At 60.1% G+C, this 16,433-nt stretch carries 18 protein-coding genes; 10 read left to right on the top strand and 8 right to left on the bottom strand.

Annotated features, from left to right (window positions below; translation table 11 throughout):
- Positions 1-105 precede the first annotated feature (105 nt).
- A complete protein-coding gene (locus AB4Y80_RS14980) occupies positions 106-1,173 on the bottom strand; it encodes a phosphotransferase (protein ID WP_442215144.1) in 1,068 nt (355 codons plus the stop codon).
- Positions 1,170-2,105: a hypothetical protein gene (locus AB4Y80_RS14975; protein WP_442215143.1), complete on the bottom strand. Its 936-nt coding sequence runs from the start codon at positions 2,103-2,105 to the stop codon at positions 1,170-1,172. Before AB4Y80_RS14975 ends, AB4Y80_RS14980 begins: the two co-directional genes overlap by 4 nt.
- Positions 2,106-2,503: 398 nt before the next feature.
- Between AB4Y80_RS14975 and AB4Y80_RS14970 the strand changes: the two genes are divergently transcribed.
- Genes AB4Y80_RS14970 through AB4Y80_RS14960 form a run of 3 tightly spaced genes read left to right on the top strand, consistent with a single transcriptional unit; the run spans position 2,504 to position 4,993 of the window.
- Positions 2,504-4,111 (top strand): AMP-binding protein, encoded by a 1,608-nt coding sequence (locus tag AB4Y80_RS14970; RefSeq protein WP_442215142.1) that lies wholly within the window; start codon positions 2,504-2,506, stop codon positions 4,109-4,111.
- Positions 4,112-4,146: 35 nt separating this feature from the next.
- Positions 4,147-4,593, top strand: coding sequence for an ester cyclase (locus AB4Y80_RS14965; protein ID WP_442215141.1), 447 nt, complete (start codon positions 4,147-4,149; stop codon positions 4,591-4,593).
- Positions 4,583-4,993 carry a nuclear transport factor 2 family protein gene (locus AB4Y80_RS14960; protein ID WP_442215140.1) on the top strand — a complete coding sequence of 137 codons (411 nt, stop codon included), beginning with the start codon at positions 4,583-4,585 and terminating at the stop codon, positions 4,991-4,993. Before AB4Y80_RS14965 ends, AB4Y80_RS14960 begins: the two co-directional genes overlap by 11 nt.
- A 393-nt stretch (positions 4,994-5,386) precedes the next feature.
- On the opposite strand, the gene AB4Y80_RS14955 is transcribed toward AB4Y80_RS14960, so the two are convergent.
- Positions 5,387-6,547: a thiolase family protein gene (locus tag AB4Y80_RS14955; RefSeq protein ID WP_442215139.1), complete on the bottom strand. Its 1,161-nt coding sequence runs from the start codon at positions 6,545-6,547 to the stop codon at positions 5,387-5,389.
- A gap of 83 nt (positions 6,548-6,630) precedes the next feature.
- Between AB4Y80_RS14955 and AB4Y80_RS14950 the strand changes: the two genes are divergently transcribed.
- The 4 genes from AB4Y80_RS14950 (at position 6,631) to AB4Y80_RS14935 (ending at position 10,490) form a co-directional block, all read left to right on the top strand.
- Positions 6,631-7,560, top strand: coding sequence for a VOC family protein (locus AB4Y80_RS14950; RefSeq protein WP_442215138.1), 930 nt, complete (start codon positions 6,631-6,633; stop codon positions 7,558-7,560).
- Between the two features lie 57 nt (positions 7,561-7,617).
- Positions 7,618-8,754: an acyl-CoA dehydrogenase family protein gene (locus AB4Y80_RS14945; protein ID WP_442215137.1), complete on the top strand. Its 1,137-nt coding sequence runs from the start codon at positions 7,618-7,620 to the stop codon at positions 8,752-8,754.
- A gap of 1 nt (position 8,755) precedes the next feature.
- Positions 8,756-9,763 carry an acyl-CoA dehydrogenase family protein gene (locus tag AB4Y80_RS14940; RefSeq protein ID WP_442215136.1) on the top strand — a complete coding sequence of 336 codons (1,008 nt, stop codon included), beginning with the start codon at positions 8,756-8,758 and terminating at the stop codon, positions 9,761-9,763.
- Between the two features lie 70 nt (positions 9,764-9,833).
- Positions 9,834-10,490 carry a TetR/AcrR family transcriptional regulator gene (locus AB4Y80_RS14935; protein ID WP_442215135.1) on the top strand — a complete coding sequence of 219 codons (657 nt, stop codon included), beginning with the start codon at positions 9,834-9,836 and terminating at the stop codon, positions 10,488-10,490.
- Here the strand turns inward: AB4Y80_RS14935 and AB4Y80_RS14930 are convergent, their stop codons facing one another.
- From AB4Y80_RS14930 to AB4Y80_RS14920, 3 genes are read right to left on the bottom strand one after another with little or no spacing between them, the layout of a single operon-like run.
- Positions 10,491-11,675: a lipid-transfer protein gene (locus tag AB4Y80_RS14930; RefSeq protein ID WP_442215134.1), complete on the bottom strand. Its 1,185-nt coding sequence runs from the start codon at positions 11,673-11,675 to the stop codon at positions 10,491-10,493. It lies immediately after the preceding gene.
- The gene (locus AB4Y80_RS14925) at positions 11,668-12,111 is read right to left on the bottom strand and encodes a Zn-ribbon domain-containing OB-fold protein (RefSeq protein ID WP_442215133.1); all 444 of its coding nucleotides are present in this window, start codon (positions 12,109-12,111) and stop codon (positions 11,668-11,670) included. The genes AB4Y80_RS14930 and AB4Y80_RS14925 overlap by 8 nt, the downstream gene beginning before the upstream one ends.
- A gap of 52 nt (positions 12,112-12,163) precedes the next feature.
- Entirely contained in the window at positions 12,164-12,589 is a 426-nt protein-coding gene (locus AB4Y80_RS14920; RefSeq protein WP_442215132.1) for a nuclear transport factor 2 family protein, read from the bottom strand.
- A gap of 170 nt (positions 12,590-12,759) precedes the next feature.
- On the opposite strand from AB4Y80_RS14920, the gene AB4Y80_RS14915 reads away from it, so the two are divergent.
- On the top strand, positions 12,760-13,233 hold the full coding sequence (locus AB4Y80_RS14915; protein ID WP_442215131.1) for a PaaI family thioesterase: 474 nt from the start codon (positions 12,760-12,762) through the stop codon (positions 13,231-13,233).
- Between the two features lie 147 nt (positions 13,234-13,380).
- Here AB4Y80_RS14915 and AB4Y80_RS14910 read toward each other — a convergent pair whose 3' ends face one another.
- Complete coding sequence (locus tag AB4Y80_RS14910) at positions 13,381-14,133, bottom strand: SDR family NAD(P)-dependent oxidoreductase (RefSeq protein WP_442215130.1); 753 nt, start codon at positions 14,131-14,133, stop codon at positions 13,381-13,383.
- 167 nt (positions 14,134-14,300) lie between these two features.
- On the opposite strand from AB4Y80_RS14910, the gene AB4Y80_RS14905 reads away from it, so the two are divergent.
- Positions 14,301-15,380 (top strand): MBL fold metallo-hydrolase, encoded by a 1,080-nt coding sequence (locus AB4Y80_RS14905; protein WP_442215129.1) that lies wholly within the window; start codon positions 14,301-14,303, stop codon positions 15,378-15,380.
- Between the two features lie 27 nt (positions 15,381-15,407).
- Here AB4Y80_RS14905 and AB4Y80_RS14900 read toward each other — a convergent pair whose 3' ends face one another.
- Positions 15,408-15,863 (bottom strand): nuclear transport factor 2 family protein, encoded by a 456-nt coding sequence (locus tag AB4Y80_RS14900; RefSeq protein ID WP_442215128.1) that lies wholly within the window; start codon positions 15,861-15,863, stop codon positions 15,408-15,410.
- A 364-nt stretch (positions 15,864-16,227) separates the two neighbouring features.
- On the opposite strand from AB4Y80_RS14900, the gene AB4Y80_RS14895 reads away from it, so the two are divergent.
- The coding region (locus AB4Y80_RS14895; protein WP_442213899.1) for a TetR/AcrR family transcriptional regulator at positions 16,228-16,433 on the top strand (206 nt) is incomplete at its 3' end.

Genomic DNA, 16,433 nt, shown 5'->3' with positions numbered 1-16,433 from the left:
ACCACTCTGCCAAGTTGCCTGTGATTGGCAGGTTCCATCAGGCCGAAGAAGAGGATCCGACCCTGAAACCATGGATTTTGGACGGGATGTCCACACGTCTTCGGGCTAGTAGCCCAACTGTCCTAGAGTTCCGTTGTCCTCCATGGCAGTCAAATGGCGCTCGCTCATGATCCTTGAGCGTTCAAAGGGCTGCATGATGGAAGGGGAAACGGCCCAGAGGAATCCGCGCAGCAAGTGGCGGCGGTAGTCAGAATGTGCGGCCTTGAACGATAGTTCTTCGCCGCCGCCTGCTGACAGTAGTTCGAGGTAATGCTTGAGGAGGGCTTCTTCATTGTTGCGCCGGTCTTCGATGGTGAGTGCGCCGCTGAGGAATGTCGCTACGTCGTAGGACCAGGGCCCTAGGAAGTATGCCTGCCAATCTATGAAGCCGACCTTGCCTTCCTGGTCTAGGTAGGTGTTTCCAAGATGCGCGTCACCGTGCTGCAGACAGAGCATTCCCACGTCATCTGCGGACCACATTGCATTGAATGCGGCACTAATCTTTTCGCGATCCTGAAAGGCCGGCGGCAACGCCGGAGCGCCTTCTTCGCTGAAGTGGCGGTTCCAGTACTTTTCACTGAAGAACATCTTGGCACCTGTGCGGTCCGGGCCGCCGATTGCGAGGCGCGGAAGGTCTCCAAGGCCCTGTCCCCAGGTCGCACTGTGCCAGGCCGCCTGTTCCTCAAGACCCGACGCGACCTGATCAACCGTGAGGGTTTCTCCCGCGTCTACAAATCGCACCCCTGCCTTGTTCATGTCTTCCAGGATGATTATTCCCTGGGATTCATCGGCATTGATGCCTGCATAGTAGCTCGTGGGCAGAGCCGTAGCGAAGTTCTCCCGCAGGGCGCCATAGAAGTTTGCTTCAAGGATGTATTGAACGGTGGACCCAATATTCCCTAGCCTGCTGTCGAGGCCCCCCTTGACGCAGAAGCTTGCAGGAAGATCGGCGGGGATTGTTCCCGGGCCGTAAGTGACATCGATGCACACCTTTGTTGCATTACCCCAAATGATCTTGGTGACCTGGGTGGATTCAACCACCACCGGGCCCATGGTAGACGACAGTGCCGTACTCAACCATTCGGAGGTGATTTCTTCGGGGGTGGTCGGCAAGTCTTCCGAGACGTCGATCATTCGCTTGCGACTCCTGCTTCCAGTTTCTTCTTCATTCGATGACGGGCGCCGAGAGACCACTCCTGGTTTTCCCCCCAGGCCCATTCCCCGTCGATGCTCCAGTTGGTGCCACTGATCCACGGCACCATCGCCGGCGTCGACCGAAGCGCGAAGTTATTGACAGTGTCACCGACGGCAGTAAAAGTACGGCCGAGGTCATCCACGCCTTCGATGACGATGTGATTGGAAGGGCGGTCAGCTCCCGTCCGCTCGGCCGTGCGGGTGCCGGAAACAATCGGCGAAGAGATGCCATCACGGAGGAGCCATCCGCCACGGCGGAGGCGACCGAAATCCTTATCTTCGGACATAGTCCGGGCCAGGAACGCCGTATTGGCGTTGATGCCGTACGCATATGATCCTTCGGCCACGTCGTCGGGAAGGATTAGGCTTTTATCTGAGCGCACATGCCATGACTTGTCACGGATTTCGAAGCAGTCCACGGCGATCTCCTCGCCGTAAAGATTCAGCGTCCCCACAATGTGTCCGGGTTGGTCGAGGTGGTCTCCGCGTGGTGTGAAGATTGGCTCGACCAGGCCGGTGAACTCGAGGTCGAACTGTACTTCTTCACTGTCGTATCTGACTCGGTACTTTCGGAGCGGCTCGATGACGTCGTACTTGAGGCCGCTCTCAAGCCGCATCCTGGTGAGGTCGTTGGGCATCGGGATATGCCAGTAGTTTTGCGAGTAGAGGATCGTATGATCAGTCTCGCCTTGGTGGTCCCAGATATACACAGCGGAGGAGCAGATATTCTGGTTGGTTCGAAAGACGGGGTACACGAACGCCGTAAGGTTTCGTTCCGGCACGGCGAAGGCGAACCAGGCTGTCTCTGTCCAGAAGATATCGTCAGTCGTCGGGGTATGCAGGTTGTCGTGCTCGGGGGATAGCTGTTCCATTGTTATTCTCCGTTCCATGACTCCGCATTATCATCTGCGACCGTCGCGATTGGACCTTTTCTCGACTTCTCGGCGTTGGCCGGGCGATAGGGGATGCCGTCAGGGCCTCGGGCCAGTGCAGCCCACTTTTGAGCATAATCGTATCTTTATTATTTGGATAGTCCAATGGTTGACGAATCGGGCGGTCCCTGCGGCGGCGGGCCAACTTCGCCAAGAGTGTCGGCGCGCGCTGCCGTGAGCACGATTGGGCCCATCGAACGTGGTGGACTGCGTGGCGGTGTGCAGCGTCGTTTTCCCGCGGGGCTCGGCGAACTGACGTTGCCGTAGCACCTGTGGTTTATTATGAGAATCCGTGTATCATAAATTATTGTCTCCGCCCCCTCACAGAAGAGGACACCATGAATACCTTGACCGGTTGCCGCGCCATCACTGTGGGCGACAGGCTTTCGGAACTCGCTCGGGTATCGCCCGCCACAGTCGCCTACGAAGTCGAAGATTGGCGAATCACTTATGGGGAGCTCAACCACCGGGCGGAAGCAGTGGCTTCGCGTTTCAGGGCCTTGGGTGCTTCGAAGGGTGACCGCATCGCAATCCTCACCTCAACCAGGGCGGAGTGGTTTGAGATCTTTTTCGGCCTGGCCAAGCTGGGGGCCATCCAGGTCCCCCTGAATGCCTTTCTGAGGGGAGAATTCCTGCGGTTCCAGCTAGAAGACTCGACCCCGGCCTTCGTGATTTCCGATGAGGCCGGACGCGCAGCCATCCAGCCGCTACTTCATCAGCTTTCGAGTGTGAAGGCTCTGGTGCTGCTCGACGGGTTGCCGCCTGAGGCCGACGGGGAGGCCCTCCTCCATGACTACAATTCATTGCCCATGGCTACGGAGGATGCTTCCGAAGCCGTCCTGCCTACTGACACCATGAGCATCCTTTACACCTCAGGCACGACGGGTCTTCCCAAGGGGTGTGTCTTGTCGCACGGATACTACTCCCGGTGTGGGCAGGTTGATGCAGGAATGCTCGATATTGTTCCCACGGATCGTTTCATCACTGCGATGCCCCTCTTCCACGGTGGTGGCCAGCTGAAGATCCTGATGCCCTGCCTGATGGCGGGGATACCCTTGATCGTCGAGCCAAGTTTTAGTCCAACCCGGTTCTTCCGCCGGATTTCCGAGACGAACGCCACCTTGTCAAATGGTGTCGGTGCGATGGGAACCATGTTGCTCGGCTCTCCGACGTCCAACTACGATCGCAAGCACAGCCTGCGCACCATGAACATTGCGCCGTTCACGGAAGCAGACCAGCTGGCCTTCGGGGCGCGCTTCGGAGCGGATGCCTGGGCGGAAAGTTACGGGCAGACGGAATGTGTTCCCGTGCTCAGTAATTCCCCCAGCGGATTGCGCGATCGGATGAGCAACGGAAGTCCCGTTTCTGACATCGAAGTTCTCATTCTCGACGATGAACTGAACCCGGTTGATGATGGGGAAGTGGGGGAGATCTGCTTGCGCCCGCGTCACCGTTTCGCGATGTTTGACGGGTATTGGAACCGCCCAGAAGAAACACTCAAGGCTTTTGCCGGCCTGTGGTACCACACGGGTGACTTTGGCAAGAAGCTTCCCTCCGGTTCCATTGCGTTTGTAGACCGCAAGAAGGATGCATTGCGACGCCGGGGTGAGAACGTTTCCAGCATTGAATTGGAGGCTGCAATCCGTCGCCACGACGCCGTTGATGAGGTCGCCGTTCATGCGGTGCGCTCCGATTTGGGGGAAGACGATATCAAGGCATGCATTGTGCTCAGTGGACAGGAGCCTGCACCCCACTCGCTTTTTGAATGGTTACGGGAGAATCTGCCCTACTTCGCAATTCCCCGATACGTAGAATTCATCGACATACTTCCCAAGAACCATGCAGGCCGCGTCCTCAAGCACCTGCTCAGGGAACGGCCGATCACCACAGGAACCTGGGACTTCCAAGCGCTGGGGCTCACTGTGAGCCGAGATCAGAGACGCTGACCAGGTGGCAAAAATGACAGGAGAAATAGAAACAGATGGCAAATGATCCTTACGGTGAGTCGCTGGCGACTCGCTATTCCGAAGCGCTGGGAGCCGGCCGATTGGAGGAAATCCTGAGTTTCTATTCCCCCGACGTCATCGTCGAGGACACATGGGAATCGTTTAGCTATCGAGGCGTGGCTGACGTGCGGGAGTACCTGGCGCCGATATTGACGGCCCTCCGGCCACATTGGATCGTCGATCAGATTTTCGCCACCGGCGAAGGCTTCGCTCTGTCCTGGTTTGTCGGAGGTTTTCATGAATTAGACCTCCCCGGCATGCCTGCCACGGGCAAGCCATACACGTGTGCCGGGGCATCGATAGTCGCTTTTGAGGGCGAGAAGATCACGCGCGTCCGGGATTTCTGGAATAAGCACTCGTTGCTCAAGCAATTGGGCTTGCTGCCGGCACCGCGAAACGAGGAGAGTACACATGGCAAATGATCCGAATACTGAGGCACTGGTCAAGAACTACTTTGAGGCCTGGCACTCGGGGGACATGGAAGCAGTGTATTCGTTCCTTGCCGACAACATTGTTTATGAGGACACGTCAATACGCCAGATTCACTACGGGATCAAGGCTGTGAAACGATTCCAATCGAGCATGACCGAGGCACTGAAGTTCCGCTGGATCGTTGACACCATTTATGCCACCGACGAAGGGTTCGGTATTTCCTGGATTCAGGGTGGATTCCATAATCTGGACCTTCCGGGGATGCCGGCGACGGGCAAGCCGTGGGCTGTCGCGGGGGCGTCCATTGCAGAAGTTCGAGACGGCAAGATTGTCCGAAACCGGGACTACTGGAACAATCACCAACTGCTTAAGCAGCTCGGCTTCCTCTGAGCCGCGGCGCCTGGGCCCGGATCCACCGGCGGTTGACTTGCCCGGCGTTTTAGGCGRCAATATTCCTCCTGCGGGGTACATCTGATGGGCTAGGGCGGACTTCCGTCGCCCAGGCAGGGGAATCACATGAATTCAGGGTTCCCCATGCCGGGCGGCGGTTTTCGGTGCGTCCAATGACGCTGGTCTCATCTGGTCGGGGTCCCGGCGGCGCCGACAGGCAGGAGGCTCCGCTCCGGGCGCCCACACGTCTTGGGCCCTCATCCGGGGCGTTGGGCCCAGCGTGCCCGGACCGGAAAATGACCATGGTAGCGGCTCCTCGAGCAACGCTGCCACTGCCTCAGATCGAGTGCTCCTGGTCGCCATGGCGCAATGAGAACGCGGGCGTTGCTTTCGTCATCTCTCAATGATGACGGCGGATGCCATCCCGCCGCCTGCGCACATCGCCGCGACCGCGATGCCACCACCGCGGCGGTTAAGTTCGTGGGCGAGGGTCGTGATCATGCGCGCACCGGAGGCAGCGACGGGATGTCCCAGGGAGCACCCGCTTCCCCAGGGGTTGACAATATTCTCGTCCAGGCGCAGGGCACGCGAAACGGCGAGGGGTACGGATGCGAAGGCCTCGTTGATTTCCCAGATATCGACGTCTTCGACGCTAAGTTTGGCACGGTCGAGGGCCTTGCGAATTGCCGCCTGCGGCGCGGTCCCGGTTGCCGAGGGATCGGTTCCTACAGATGCCCAGGCACGGATCGTGGCAAGTGGCTGCAAGCCGTGGATACGTGCCACGTCCGAGTTTGCGATCACGAGCGCCGCTGCGGCGTCATTAACGCCACTGGCATTTCCTGCGGTGATGCTGAAACCGGGAATATCAGGGTGGATCACGCCCAGCTGGCTGAGACGTTCCAGGCTCGTGTTGGATCGTGGATGTTCGTCGGCGCCGAACGTGACGCGCTCACATTCGGCGGTCATTACCTCCAGCGGAAGGATCTCATCGATGAACTGTCCCGATGCGGCGGCTTGAACCGCGCGCTGGTGCGATCGAAGCGCCCAGGCATCCTGCTCGTAGCGGGACAACCCGGCATGTTTTGCCGCATTCCAGCCAACGGTGATCGACATATCGTCTGCGGGGGCATCGTCGGTGGGCCGATGGGAGAGCGATAACCACTCCGCGGCCGGATCGCTGCGCTGCCGCAGAAGGGGGGCGGTCGATGAGGACTGAACGCCGCCGGCGACGACTACCTGGTCGGCATCCGCGCGGATGCTGCTCGCGGCAACCATGAGGCTGGAGAGGCTTCCGGCGCAGTGCCTGTTCAGGGCCAGTCCCGGAACGTTCACTAAACCTGCCTCGAGTGCGACGTACCGTCCGAGTACGCCGCCGCCGTAAAGAGACTCTGCGAACACGATGTCTTCGATGAGGTGGCGGTCGAGCCCGGACTGCCGGATGGCCTCCGTGACCACGGGCACGGCGAGTTGGTCCGCGGTGGTGGCGCTTAGGGTTCCCTTGAACGCCGTTCCGATCGCGGTACGAACCGCCGAAAGAATAACTGCTTCAGCCATCACGACTCCTGCTTGAACGTGAGCCCACTGTACCACTAGTCTCAAAGAGAACGTTCACTTACTTATTTTCCTGAGGAGTCTCTATGGTTCGGTATGACGCGTTGGTTTCCGCAGATGTCGTTACGGACTCGCCCGATGTCGTTGCGGGGCACCTGGTGGATCTGTTTGGGCTGCCCGCACCACGCGCGTCGGCGTTCCATGAACCGGAGGGCCATGGTTTCCGGGCCATCTGGTTGCGGGCGCATCCGTCACTGAAGGTGTCGCCGACCCGGATCGAGGTCATTGCACCACGCCCGCGCACTGAGCCCCACGACTACGTCCAGGAACGCATCGCCGCCCAGGGGGACAGGCTCGTTCGGACCCATGCCACCGTGCTTGCCGGCGACATTGACGAGGTTCTTGAGCACCTGAGGAGAAACAAGGTCCGGCACCGCGTGACGGCTCCGGGACCCGAACTCGACTTTCCAAGGGTTTGGGTAGGCGTCACTGCGGAAGACCCCCTGGGCTATGACGCGGAAGTTGACGCGGGCCTGCTTCTTGAGGTGGTTCCGACATCCCACTCGGGGCTTCCCTTGGACTTCGCATCGGTCGCCGGCACCTCGGCCGCGCCTGGAGAGATTGTCCGGGTAAGCAGTCGGCGTTTCCTGGTCGCCGACCTCGATACTTCGCTGAGCGCACTGGAGGACAATCTCGGGCTTGAGCCGAGTGCCATTACGCATGCTCCCGACGGCCGATCGGCGCGGATCCGTTTCTCAATTGGAACCAGCGCCGACATTGAACTCGTGCAGCCCAGTACTGCCGACTCCCGGCTGGGGAGATACCTGGCGCGTTGGGGCACGGGCCCGCATGCAATTGTGCTGGAAGTTCGCGGTCTCGAGGAATTTGCGGACGGTGCCCAAGAACGTGGTATCCACCTGAATCGAATCGAGAATGGTGACGGCTCGTCGCGACTGGCAACGCGGGCGCGGGAGACCTGTGGTGTTCCGTTTGAGTTCGTCGAGGCGCCGAACTAGATCCCCAAATTTCAAGAATGACTTGGAATTCCGATTCAGAAACGATATTGTCGAATTGTGAATCTCAACGAAACCCCAGCAGATCGAGACTTCAGGGCCGAAGCCCGTGAGTGGCTCAGCGCCAATAAGCCCGCGAATCCTTTACCCTCCCCGGATACGGCAGAAGGCTTCGAGATTAACCGGGCGTGGGAGCGCGTACTTTTTGATGCGGGCTGGTCGGTAGTCTCGTGGCCGAAGGAGTACGGAGGGCGGGGCCTTGGACTCTGGGAATGGATGATCTTCGAGGAAGAGTATTTCGCGGCCGGGCTCGGGCCAAGGGCTGCTCAGAATGGTATTTTCTTACTTGCGCCTTCGCTTTTCGAGTTCGGCACCGAGGAGCAGAAGGCAAACCTCCTTCCCCGGATTGCGGCCGTCGAGGATATGTGGGCCCAGGGCTGGTCTGAACCGGAAGCGGGGAGCGACCTCGCCGGTGTGAGTACCAGGGCCGTCCGCGACGAGGAAGCAGGCGGATGGAGAGTCTACGGCCAGAAGACCTGGAGCACGCGTGCGCCGTTCTGCAATAAGCTCTTCGCGATTGTACGGACGGATGCTCAATCAAAGCGGCATCACGGCTTGACGTACATGCTCATTGACCTCGACGCCCCTGGAATAACAGTCCGACCAGTCCAAAAGCTTGGGGGAGAAACGGGCTTCGGTGAAATATTCTTCGACGGCGTCTTCGTTCCAGATACTGACATCCTCGGTGGGGTCGGCCACGGCTGGGGAGTGGCCATGGCGACGACTGGTTCCGAACGCGGCCTGGTTCTACGTTCGCCCGGAAGGTTTCTTGCCGCGGCAGATCGCCTCGTTGACCTGTATCACCACACCCCGGACGCCTCGGGAAAGGCGCGGGCGGACGTGGTTGACGCCTGGATTTCTGCGCAGTCATACCGATTCATGGCGATGAAGACAGTCACGAAGCTCGCCGAGGGTGGCCACCTTGGTGCTGAATCAAGCGCGAACAAGGTCTTTTGGTCGGAAATGGACGTGCATCTCCATGAGACCGCCCTCGACCTCTTGGGGGGCGGGGCAGAAATTGAGGGGCCCTGGTCTCATGGCTTCATCACGGCAATGGCGACCCCCATCTTTGCTGGAACGAACGAGATCCAGCGCAACATCATCGCTGAGCGTGTGCTCGGCCTCCCAAGGAGCTGACATGAGATTTCTTCCCACTGAAGAGCAGAAGATGTTCCGTTCGGCGGTGACGTCCGTGCTGACAAAGACAAGCACACCCGCTGATGTTCGCGCGGCGTGGGGTGTGGACCGTGCCGGTGACACTGAACTCTGGAAGGGCCTGGAAGCAACGGGTTTCCTCAGCTTGCTTGCTCCAGAGGAGCTCGGGGGCGGCGGCTCCGAGCTTGAGTTCATCTCAGCACTGGATGCCGTCGGATTGGCGTGCGCCCCCGGGCCTATCGTTGAGCATGCCGCGATCGCCGTACCGTTGTTGGGGGCACTTGATCCAATGTTGCTCGAAGGTCTCCTCGAGCAAGGTGCTGTCCTGACGGCGACGGATTCCGACGTGGTTCCGTATGCTCGCGACGCCGACGGCATTGTCGTTCTTCAGCCTGACAGGGTGCTGTACCTGGCGATGAAGGATTCTGGCATTGGGCAGGATTCGCCGGCCTTTGATGGCTCTCGAAGTGTGGCGCGACTGGGACCCGACGCGCTGTCGCGGGCAATAGTGGTCGCTGAGGGTGAGCGGGCCGCTCGAGAAATACGTCTCAGTTCTTGCCGGGCCACCCTCGGTACGGCAGCGGTCCTGGTGGGACTTTCAACCAAACTTCTCGGCATCACGGTTGATTATGCCTCGATGCGGACCCAGTTCGGTGTTCCGATCGGAAGTTTCCAGGCAGTCAAGCACCACTTGGCCAATGCCTACATTGAAATCGAGTTCGCCAGGCCCTTGGTTGAGGCTGCGGCCTGGGCGCTGAGCGAAGGCGCGGAAGACCAGTCGAGGCTCTGCTCGATGGCAAAAGTGAAGGCGAACGCCGGTGCAAGGCGCTCGGCCAAGGCAGCCCTTCAGTGCCATGGCGCCATTGGTTATACTATGGAGGCTGATCTCCACCTATATATGGCTCGGGTCTGGAGTCTGCTCAACGCCTGGGGTGGAACAGACCATCACCGGGAGCGCGTGGCCCTCTCTATTCTTGGAGAAGCAAGCTGAGTTCCCACTCCGGCTTGGGGACTTCGCGGAGCCCGGATTCCGACATGCCGAATCTTCAGGAGGCTGGACAATGACGGATGCCTCAGGGGACGCTCCATTCGAGGTGGATCCTCCGAATAGCGTCCAGCCCTGGAAACGGACGCTCCGCCAGAAGCGGAACACTGCAGCGCTCAAGGACGCGGCCAGGATCGTGTTTGCGCGTGACGGCTTCCACGAAGCCCGCATCGTGGACGTTGCCTCGCTGGCCCAAGTCGGCGTGGGCACTTTCTACCGCTACTTCGATTCCAAGGCAACCCTCCTGGCGGCGGTCCTCACGGATGTCATTGACAGCATCTACGAGAGTGGAATACGACGGGCCCACGATCCACAGGACCCAATTGGCCAGATAGCCGAAGCCAACAAACGCTTCTTTGATCTCTACCAGGAGAACGCCGCGCTCCTGAGCCTGCTTGAACAACTGGCCCCCACTGATGAGGTCTTTCGAGACATCTTCCTCACGGTTCGCCGGCGCGAAGTGACGCGGCAAAAGCAGAACTGGGACCGGCTAAAACAAGAGGGACTCATCGACGAGACACTTGACACCGAAGTTGTCGCCGGTGCCCTTGTGGCCATGACAAACGCGCAGGCTCACATCTGGTTTAACCTGAAGGAACCGTTTGACCCAGAGCGTGACCTGCCCGCATTCAATGTGGTGTGGGCGAACGCCCTGGGCCTTCGGCGAGACTGACTACCGGGCGAGGATGGTCGCGGACCCATGGCCGAACAGGCCCTGGTTCACCGCGATACCTACGCGTGCATTGGCAACCTGGCGGTCTCCTGCATCGGATCGCAACTGGGTGGTGAGCTCGCAGACCTGGGCAATGGCCTGGGCGGGAACGGCTTCACCGAAGCATGCAAGGCCTCCGCTGGGATTAACTGGCAGCCGCCCCCCGATCTCGGTGACGCCGTCGTTCAGAAGCTTCTCCGCCTCTCCCGCGGCGCAAATGCCGATGTCCTCATACCAGTCGAGCTCGAGTGCCGTTGACAGGTCGTAGACCTCGGCGACGCTAAGATCCTCCGGTCCCAGGCCCGCCTCCTCGTAGGCCGAGTGTGCCAGTGAGGCACGGAAACCGGTAAGTGGGGGCCCAATGACTGCAGTGGAGTCGCTTGCGAAGTTGGGCATCTCGATGAGGTTGTTCGGATACACCGGTGTGTTTGTCGACAGCGCCTTGAGCATCACTGGATTGGTGGTCTTGCGTCGAGCGTATTCCATGCTCGTTATGACGACGGCGGCCGCCCCATCGCTGGTCGCGCACACGTCAAGAAGGTGGAGGGGTTCGGAGACATACGCAGAGGCGAGCACCTCTTCTTCTGTCACGATCTTCCTGAAGCGGGCATTGGGGTTTGTGAGGCCGTGCCGGCTGTTCTTGGCCTTTACGCGGGCGAAGTCGAACTCGGTGGCGCCATACTGCGCTATTCGGCGCTGAGCGTAGAGTCCGAAGTAGGTGGGGTTGCTGGCACCCATGAGGCGGAAGCGAAGCCAGTCGGGGTCGGTTTCGTCTCCATTGGAGAAGGGCCCAAAGAATCCTTTTGGAGTCGTATCGGCCCCGACGACCAAGGCCACGTCGCAGAGTCCTGCCAGCACGTGCGCGCGAGCGACGTTGATGGCCTGGGAGCCCGACGCGCATGCTGCGAAGGAGCTGCTGATGCGTGCGCCGTTCCAACCCAGGGCATTGGCGAAGGTCGAACCGGACACCAAACCGGGGTAGCCCCCGCGCCAGGTATTCGCCCCAGCGACGAGTTGGACGTCGGCCCACTCGATGCCGGCATCGGCCAGTGCCGCCCGAGCGGCGACGCGCCCGTACTCAACAAAGTTACGGCCGAACTTGCCCCACGGGTGCATGCCGACGCCAAGGACCGCTACATCATTCATTCTCTTCGCTGCTTTCGTTATCGTGCGTCCAGCGCCAAACCAGCTGGTCACCCTCGTCGTCGGTGAGCAAGACCTCGGATACCAAGCGGACCCGATCGCCGACGGCGACGGCGCCTCCGTGTACGCTCACTTGGCCCAGGACGACCATCCCCTCTTTGGCCAGCTCCACTGCCGCCACGGTATACGGCGCAAAGGGCTTTGGGCTCAGATAGGGGGCGGGAGGCTGGTAGTGGTTGGTCGTGTGCGACCAAACGGTGCCGGTCCTTGAGAGAGGGGTCTGCTCAAAGGTTTCCCCCTCGCATGAGGGGTTCCGGCAGAAGTCAACCGTTGGGGGGAAAAAGATGCACCGACAGGTCAGGCAGGTGGCGCCCAGCAGCCGAGAGTCATCGGCGTCAAACCAGTCCGGGATCGCAGATCTAGAAATCGGAATTCTCATTCAGTTAGACTAGTCGACTAGTTCTGCCTGAGCAATAGGGGAAACCACCCTCTCACTCGGGTGTCGGCGTCTCCAGCGGGATAAAGCCGGCGCGTGCGGTGACGAGAGTGTCACCGTATTCGATTAACTTGGTGATTTGGCCGTTGGAACACTCATAGATCCAGCAATAGTCATTGCGGTACTCCCCGCCGGCGAGGAGCTGGGCAGTCATCACCTGCCGCACTACTGCCGCATCACCTTCGACGATCATCTGATGTGTCTGCCTTTGAATGCTCGCCACCTCCAGGATCGAACTTGTCGAGCCTCCCGTAAGGGCCCGGGTGACCCGGTCGGCTCCCACATGGGGGCGGTTGCGAATGCTGACGGGTGGGTGCCATTGGACATCATCATGAAGTAGCGCGCGGATAGCCTTCGAGTCATTCTCGGCGCGTGCGGCTGTGAAAGTCAGAACAATTTCTCGAGTTTCTTCGGTGGACATGAATACATACCTCTCATTTAGTTGGGGTGCCTGCCCCCGTTACTGCCGATGTTCACATGATAGTGTGAGAACGTTTACTTCCAAATCAAGGCGAAGGTGCTTTTCAACGTGACATTTCAGTTGGGCTTGGCGCTTGGCGCTTGGCCCCGAACCGGACAGAGCGGCTCGTTGTGAGCGTTGACGTGAACCACATCCTTACGGTGGCCTACTCCGAGAGCCCCGAAGCGTGGGCTGAGTGGGCGGAGAGGCTCCCGAGCAGCGAGGTGGTGGGGCTGCGCGTCCGACACTCCGAACCGGGATATGTCGAACTCGAGCTAGGTAATGACTCACTCCTGAACCCGAATGGGGCGGTTAACGGCGGCGTCATTGCTGCGGCCTCCGACCAGGCCTGTGCCTTGGCGCTGCTGACCCTGCTGCCGCCGTGGTGGGTAGCGGTGACGACGACGCTCAATATTGAGTATCGACGACCCGCCATGCTGCCGTTGGTCTTCAAATCACGAGTAACCCGTTATAGCCGGACCCTGGCGTTCATCGAAGCCGACTTGACGGGAGCCAACGGAGTTGTTGCCTCTGCTCGGGCGACTCTGCTGCCTCGGGCGGTCAAGGATTTTCGGGGGATTGACGTGGATGTTCCCGCGCTGTAGCCCTGCCGGTCCCACCGTTTCCCGCGGCCGGCGCGGATTGCCTACCCCGTGATCCCCACTGGCTGGCTGGTGAATCTTCAGCGGTGCCTGCGTCATCGTGCCGATGTCCACAGTCGTACTCGCCTTTCATGGCGCCGGTTCATCGGACTAGAAGGCGGTTCGGCCGCCGTCTGAAGGGAGCACGATTCCCGTGACGTTCCGGGAGTCATCGCTAAGCAGCCATGTGATCGGAGCTGCAAGGTCCTCGGCCGACGCTGGCACCAGCGGAAGCCTCGGCAACTCGAAGAGTTCAGTGGCGTACGCCGAGTCCATCGGTGCCTCGATGTTGGTGATCGTCGCCCCCGGGGCTACGGCATTGACCCGGATTCCCTTGTGGTGGTACATGAAGGCTGAGCTCTTTGTGAGGCCGTTCAAGGCGTGTTTCGAGGCCGTGTAGGCTGCTCCGGCCATGGAGCCACGCGTGCCGGCGGCTGATGAGACATTGACGATGGAGCCTTTTCCCGCATCGAGCATCAGGGGTAGCGTGGCCCGCATTAGGCGTACGACCGCCGTCACATTGACGCCCATGACTCGATCCCAGACCTCGTCCTTGAGCTCATGTATGGGCTCCCGGTGGTCCATGACGCCGGCGACATTGGCGAGACCATCGACCACCCCGTTGGCTGAGGCGATGATTTCCCCGATTGTCTCCTGCCGCATGATATCTCCCACGACTGCTGTTAACTCCGCCCCGCCAAATTCGGAGGCGAGGCCGTCCATGCGTTCCCGCGAGCTGTCACTGGCAATCACACGGGCGCCTTCGTTGATGAGGCGGATAGTGGTTGCTTTCCCGATCCCCGACCCCGCCCCGGTGACGATGATGGTCTTGCCTGCGAAACGCTCGGATCCGTTCGAACTCATGCTGGTTCCTCGATCACTCTTCGGGGCGAGGCGCCCAATGCGTTCCAACACGGGCGGACTACTCGCGGGGTAGAATTTGATGTGAGATTGATGGTATCAAAAAGGAGTGCGCCACGCTATCGTTGACATCTACGAGTCCGTCGCATCAGGCGCGGCTTGGAGGAGGGATGAGCGTGGCGATCGAGATAACAGGTGCTATCCAGAAACAGGCGTGGATCGATAAGGTGTCACCGCCCGTCGAGCAGGTCTCGGCGTTCGTGTGGTCCGTGGCCATTGATTTCCGTGAGAATCCGGTTCGTCATACGTTTTGTTACATCCTCTCCAATGAGTCAGGCGAGTGCCTCATCGTTGACCCTGGGTGGGAAAGTGATGATGGCTGGGACGATCTCACCGCGGGACTGGCCCTGGCGGGCTTGAGCATGAAGTCGATTGTCGGGATAGTTTCGACTCACTACCATCCTGATCACCTCGGCATGGTCGGACGACTGGCCCAGGAGACGGGGGCTTGGATTGGGATGCATGAGCGAGAGGTTCATTTCCTCGACTCCCGACTCAATTCGGGCGAGGCAATGGCACGGGATCGGGACTGGCTTATCCGCTGCGGCGTGGCCGGAGAAGAGGCCGAGTCCCTGATACTCACGCCCGCGGAGATTGAGTACTACAGGGGGCTCGCGCGCCCGACTGTATTCCTCCAGCATGGGGACGCTCTGCCCCTGCCGGGTCGGAATATCCGAGTGATTGCCACACCAGGACACACTGCCGGACATCTTTGCATAGTTGATCTGGATAGTGAAGTCATCTTCACGGGGGACCACGTGCTTCCCCGGATCACTCCGAACATTGGAATCAACTCCACAGGAGAGGAGCGAAACGCTCTTGAAGAGTACTACCAGTCGCTCGACTTGATGATCGAATGGGACGCCTTCGAAGTGTGCCCGGCCCACGAGTATCGGTTTCGGGGCCTTGCCGAACGTTCACGGGACCTCAAACTCCACCACCAGGAACGATCGCAAGAAATTTTGGACATCGCCTCGGCCACTCCGGGATTGACGGCGTGGCAGGTTGCGGAGCGTCTCACATGGTCGCGTGGCTGGACTGCCCTCAATGGCGTGAACCTGCGGGCGGCACTTTCGGAAACCCTGTCCCATCTGGAGTACCTTGTCAGGACCGGAAGGGTTTCCTGGGACCCAGACGATGATCTTCGCTCGCCGGCGCGGGTGAGAAATGTGCTGAAGTTACGACGCTAAGACCTTCGCCCACGAAGGGGCCGTACTTTAGGCACCGGCAGAGGCAGCGAAGAGATGAGTGTCCCAGTAGTAGGCGTCAATAGAGGCAACTTTGCCTTTGGCCAGGGTCCACAGCTCCAGCGCCGTGGTGGGAATGGATGTGGATTGACCTGCCGGGGCAAGCTCGAAGGCCACCTCTGCGACAATCCTGCTGCCGTTGCCAATCGTCCCGAGAAGATGCATGTTCGTCGGCCCGCCCTTGGCCTCTGGGTCCACCGCTCTGGAGAGTACGCGGGCGATCCGGGAGGCACCGACCAGGGCGCCGCCGTGAGGCAGGGAACCGGGCCACGTCAGCGTGGCGTCAGCGGCAAAGTTCTCTTCCACGATCGCCCGCAGCCTCGCCGCATCTCCGGCGCTCAGGGCGCTGTAGAACTCGCGGACAATCGCTGCGGAATCTGTGTCAGGGGCTATGGATGACTTKGTCTCCGGCATCAGTTGGCTCATCTTTGCTCTCTTGTGTCAGGATCGGTTGTCCGGCCTGTCCCGGGCGGCGTGCGTTGCCCGGGAGGGGCAACCGAATTGTGATATCAGACGGATCATAACTAAAGTAACTCATACCGGGCAGCCGCACCAGCGGTACGAACGGCAAGAAGGTGGAGTACCGTTGTCCGGGATGGCCCCAGATACGGAGCACCCGGCCTACTGATTTGAGATGATGGACAGACCCCGCTGGGTTGACGCCTCTCCTCGCTCGCGTGAAGAGAAGAACACGGCCTGTGGGACGGTTTTCGTATCGGTCAACATGGCGCGCGTTGGCGTGCGAGGGTGCTGGTGTGCGGCGGCTGCGTCGAGGAGAGGGTGAGGTGTCATGACGGTTGATTCTGCCCCGTCCAAGCGGGAGAAGAATGCTGTGGGACGGCCACGCCTGGAGATTGACTTTAATGCCGTTGCGGAGGCCGCCGCGGCGGTGTTTGCGGAGAACGGCTATGAGGGCGTCTCCATTGACGCGGTGGCCGAAAAGCTCGATATTTCCCGGGCGACGCTGTACCGCACGGTTCCCACCAAGTCGCATCT

The organism is Specibacter sp. RAF43, from assembly GCF_052114065.1.
In the GTDB taxonomy this organism is placed as follows: Bacteria; Actinomycetota; Actinomycetes; order Actinomycetales; family Micrococcaceae; genus Specibacter.
This window is presented reverse-complemented; position numbering and strand designations above follow the sequence as displayed.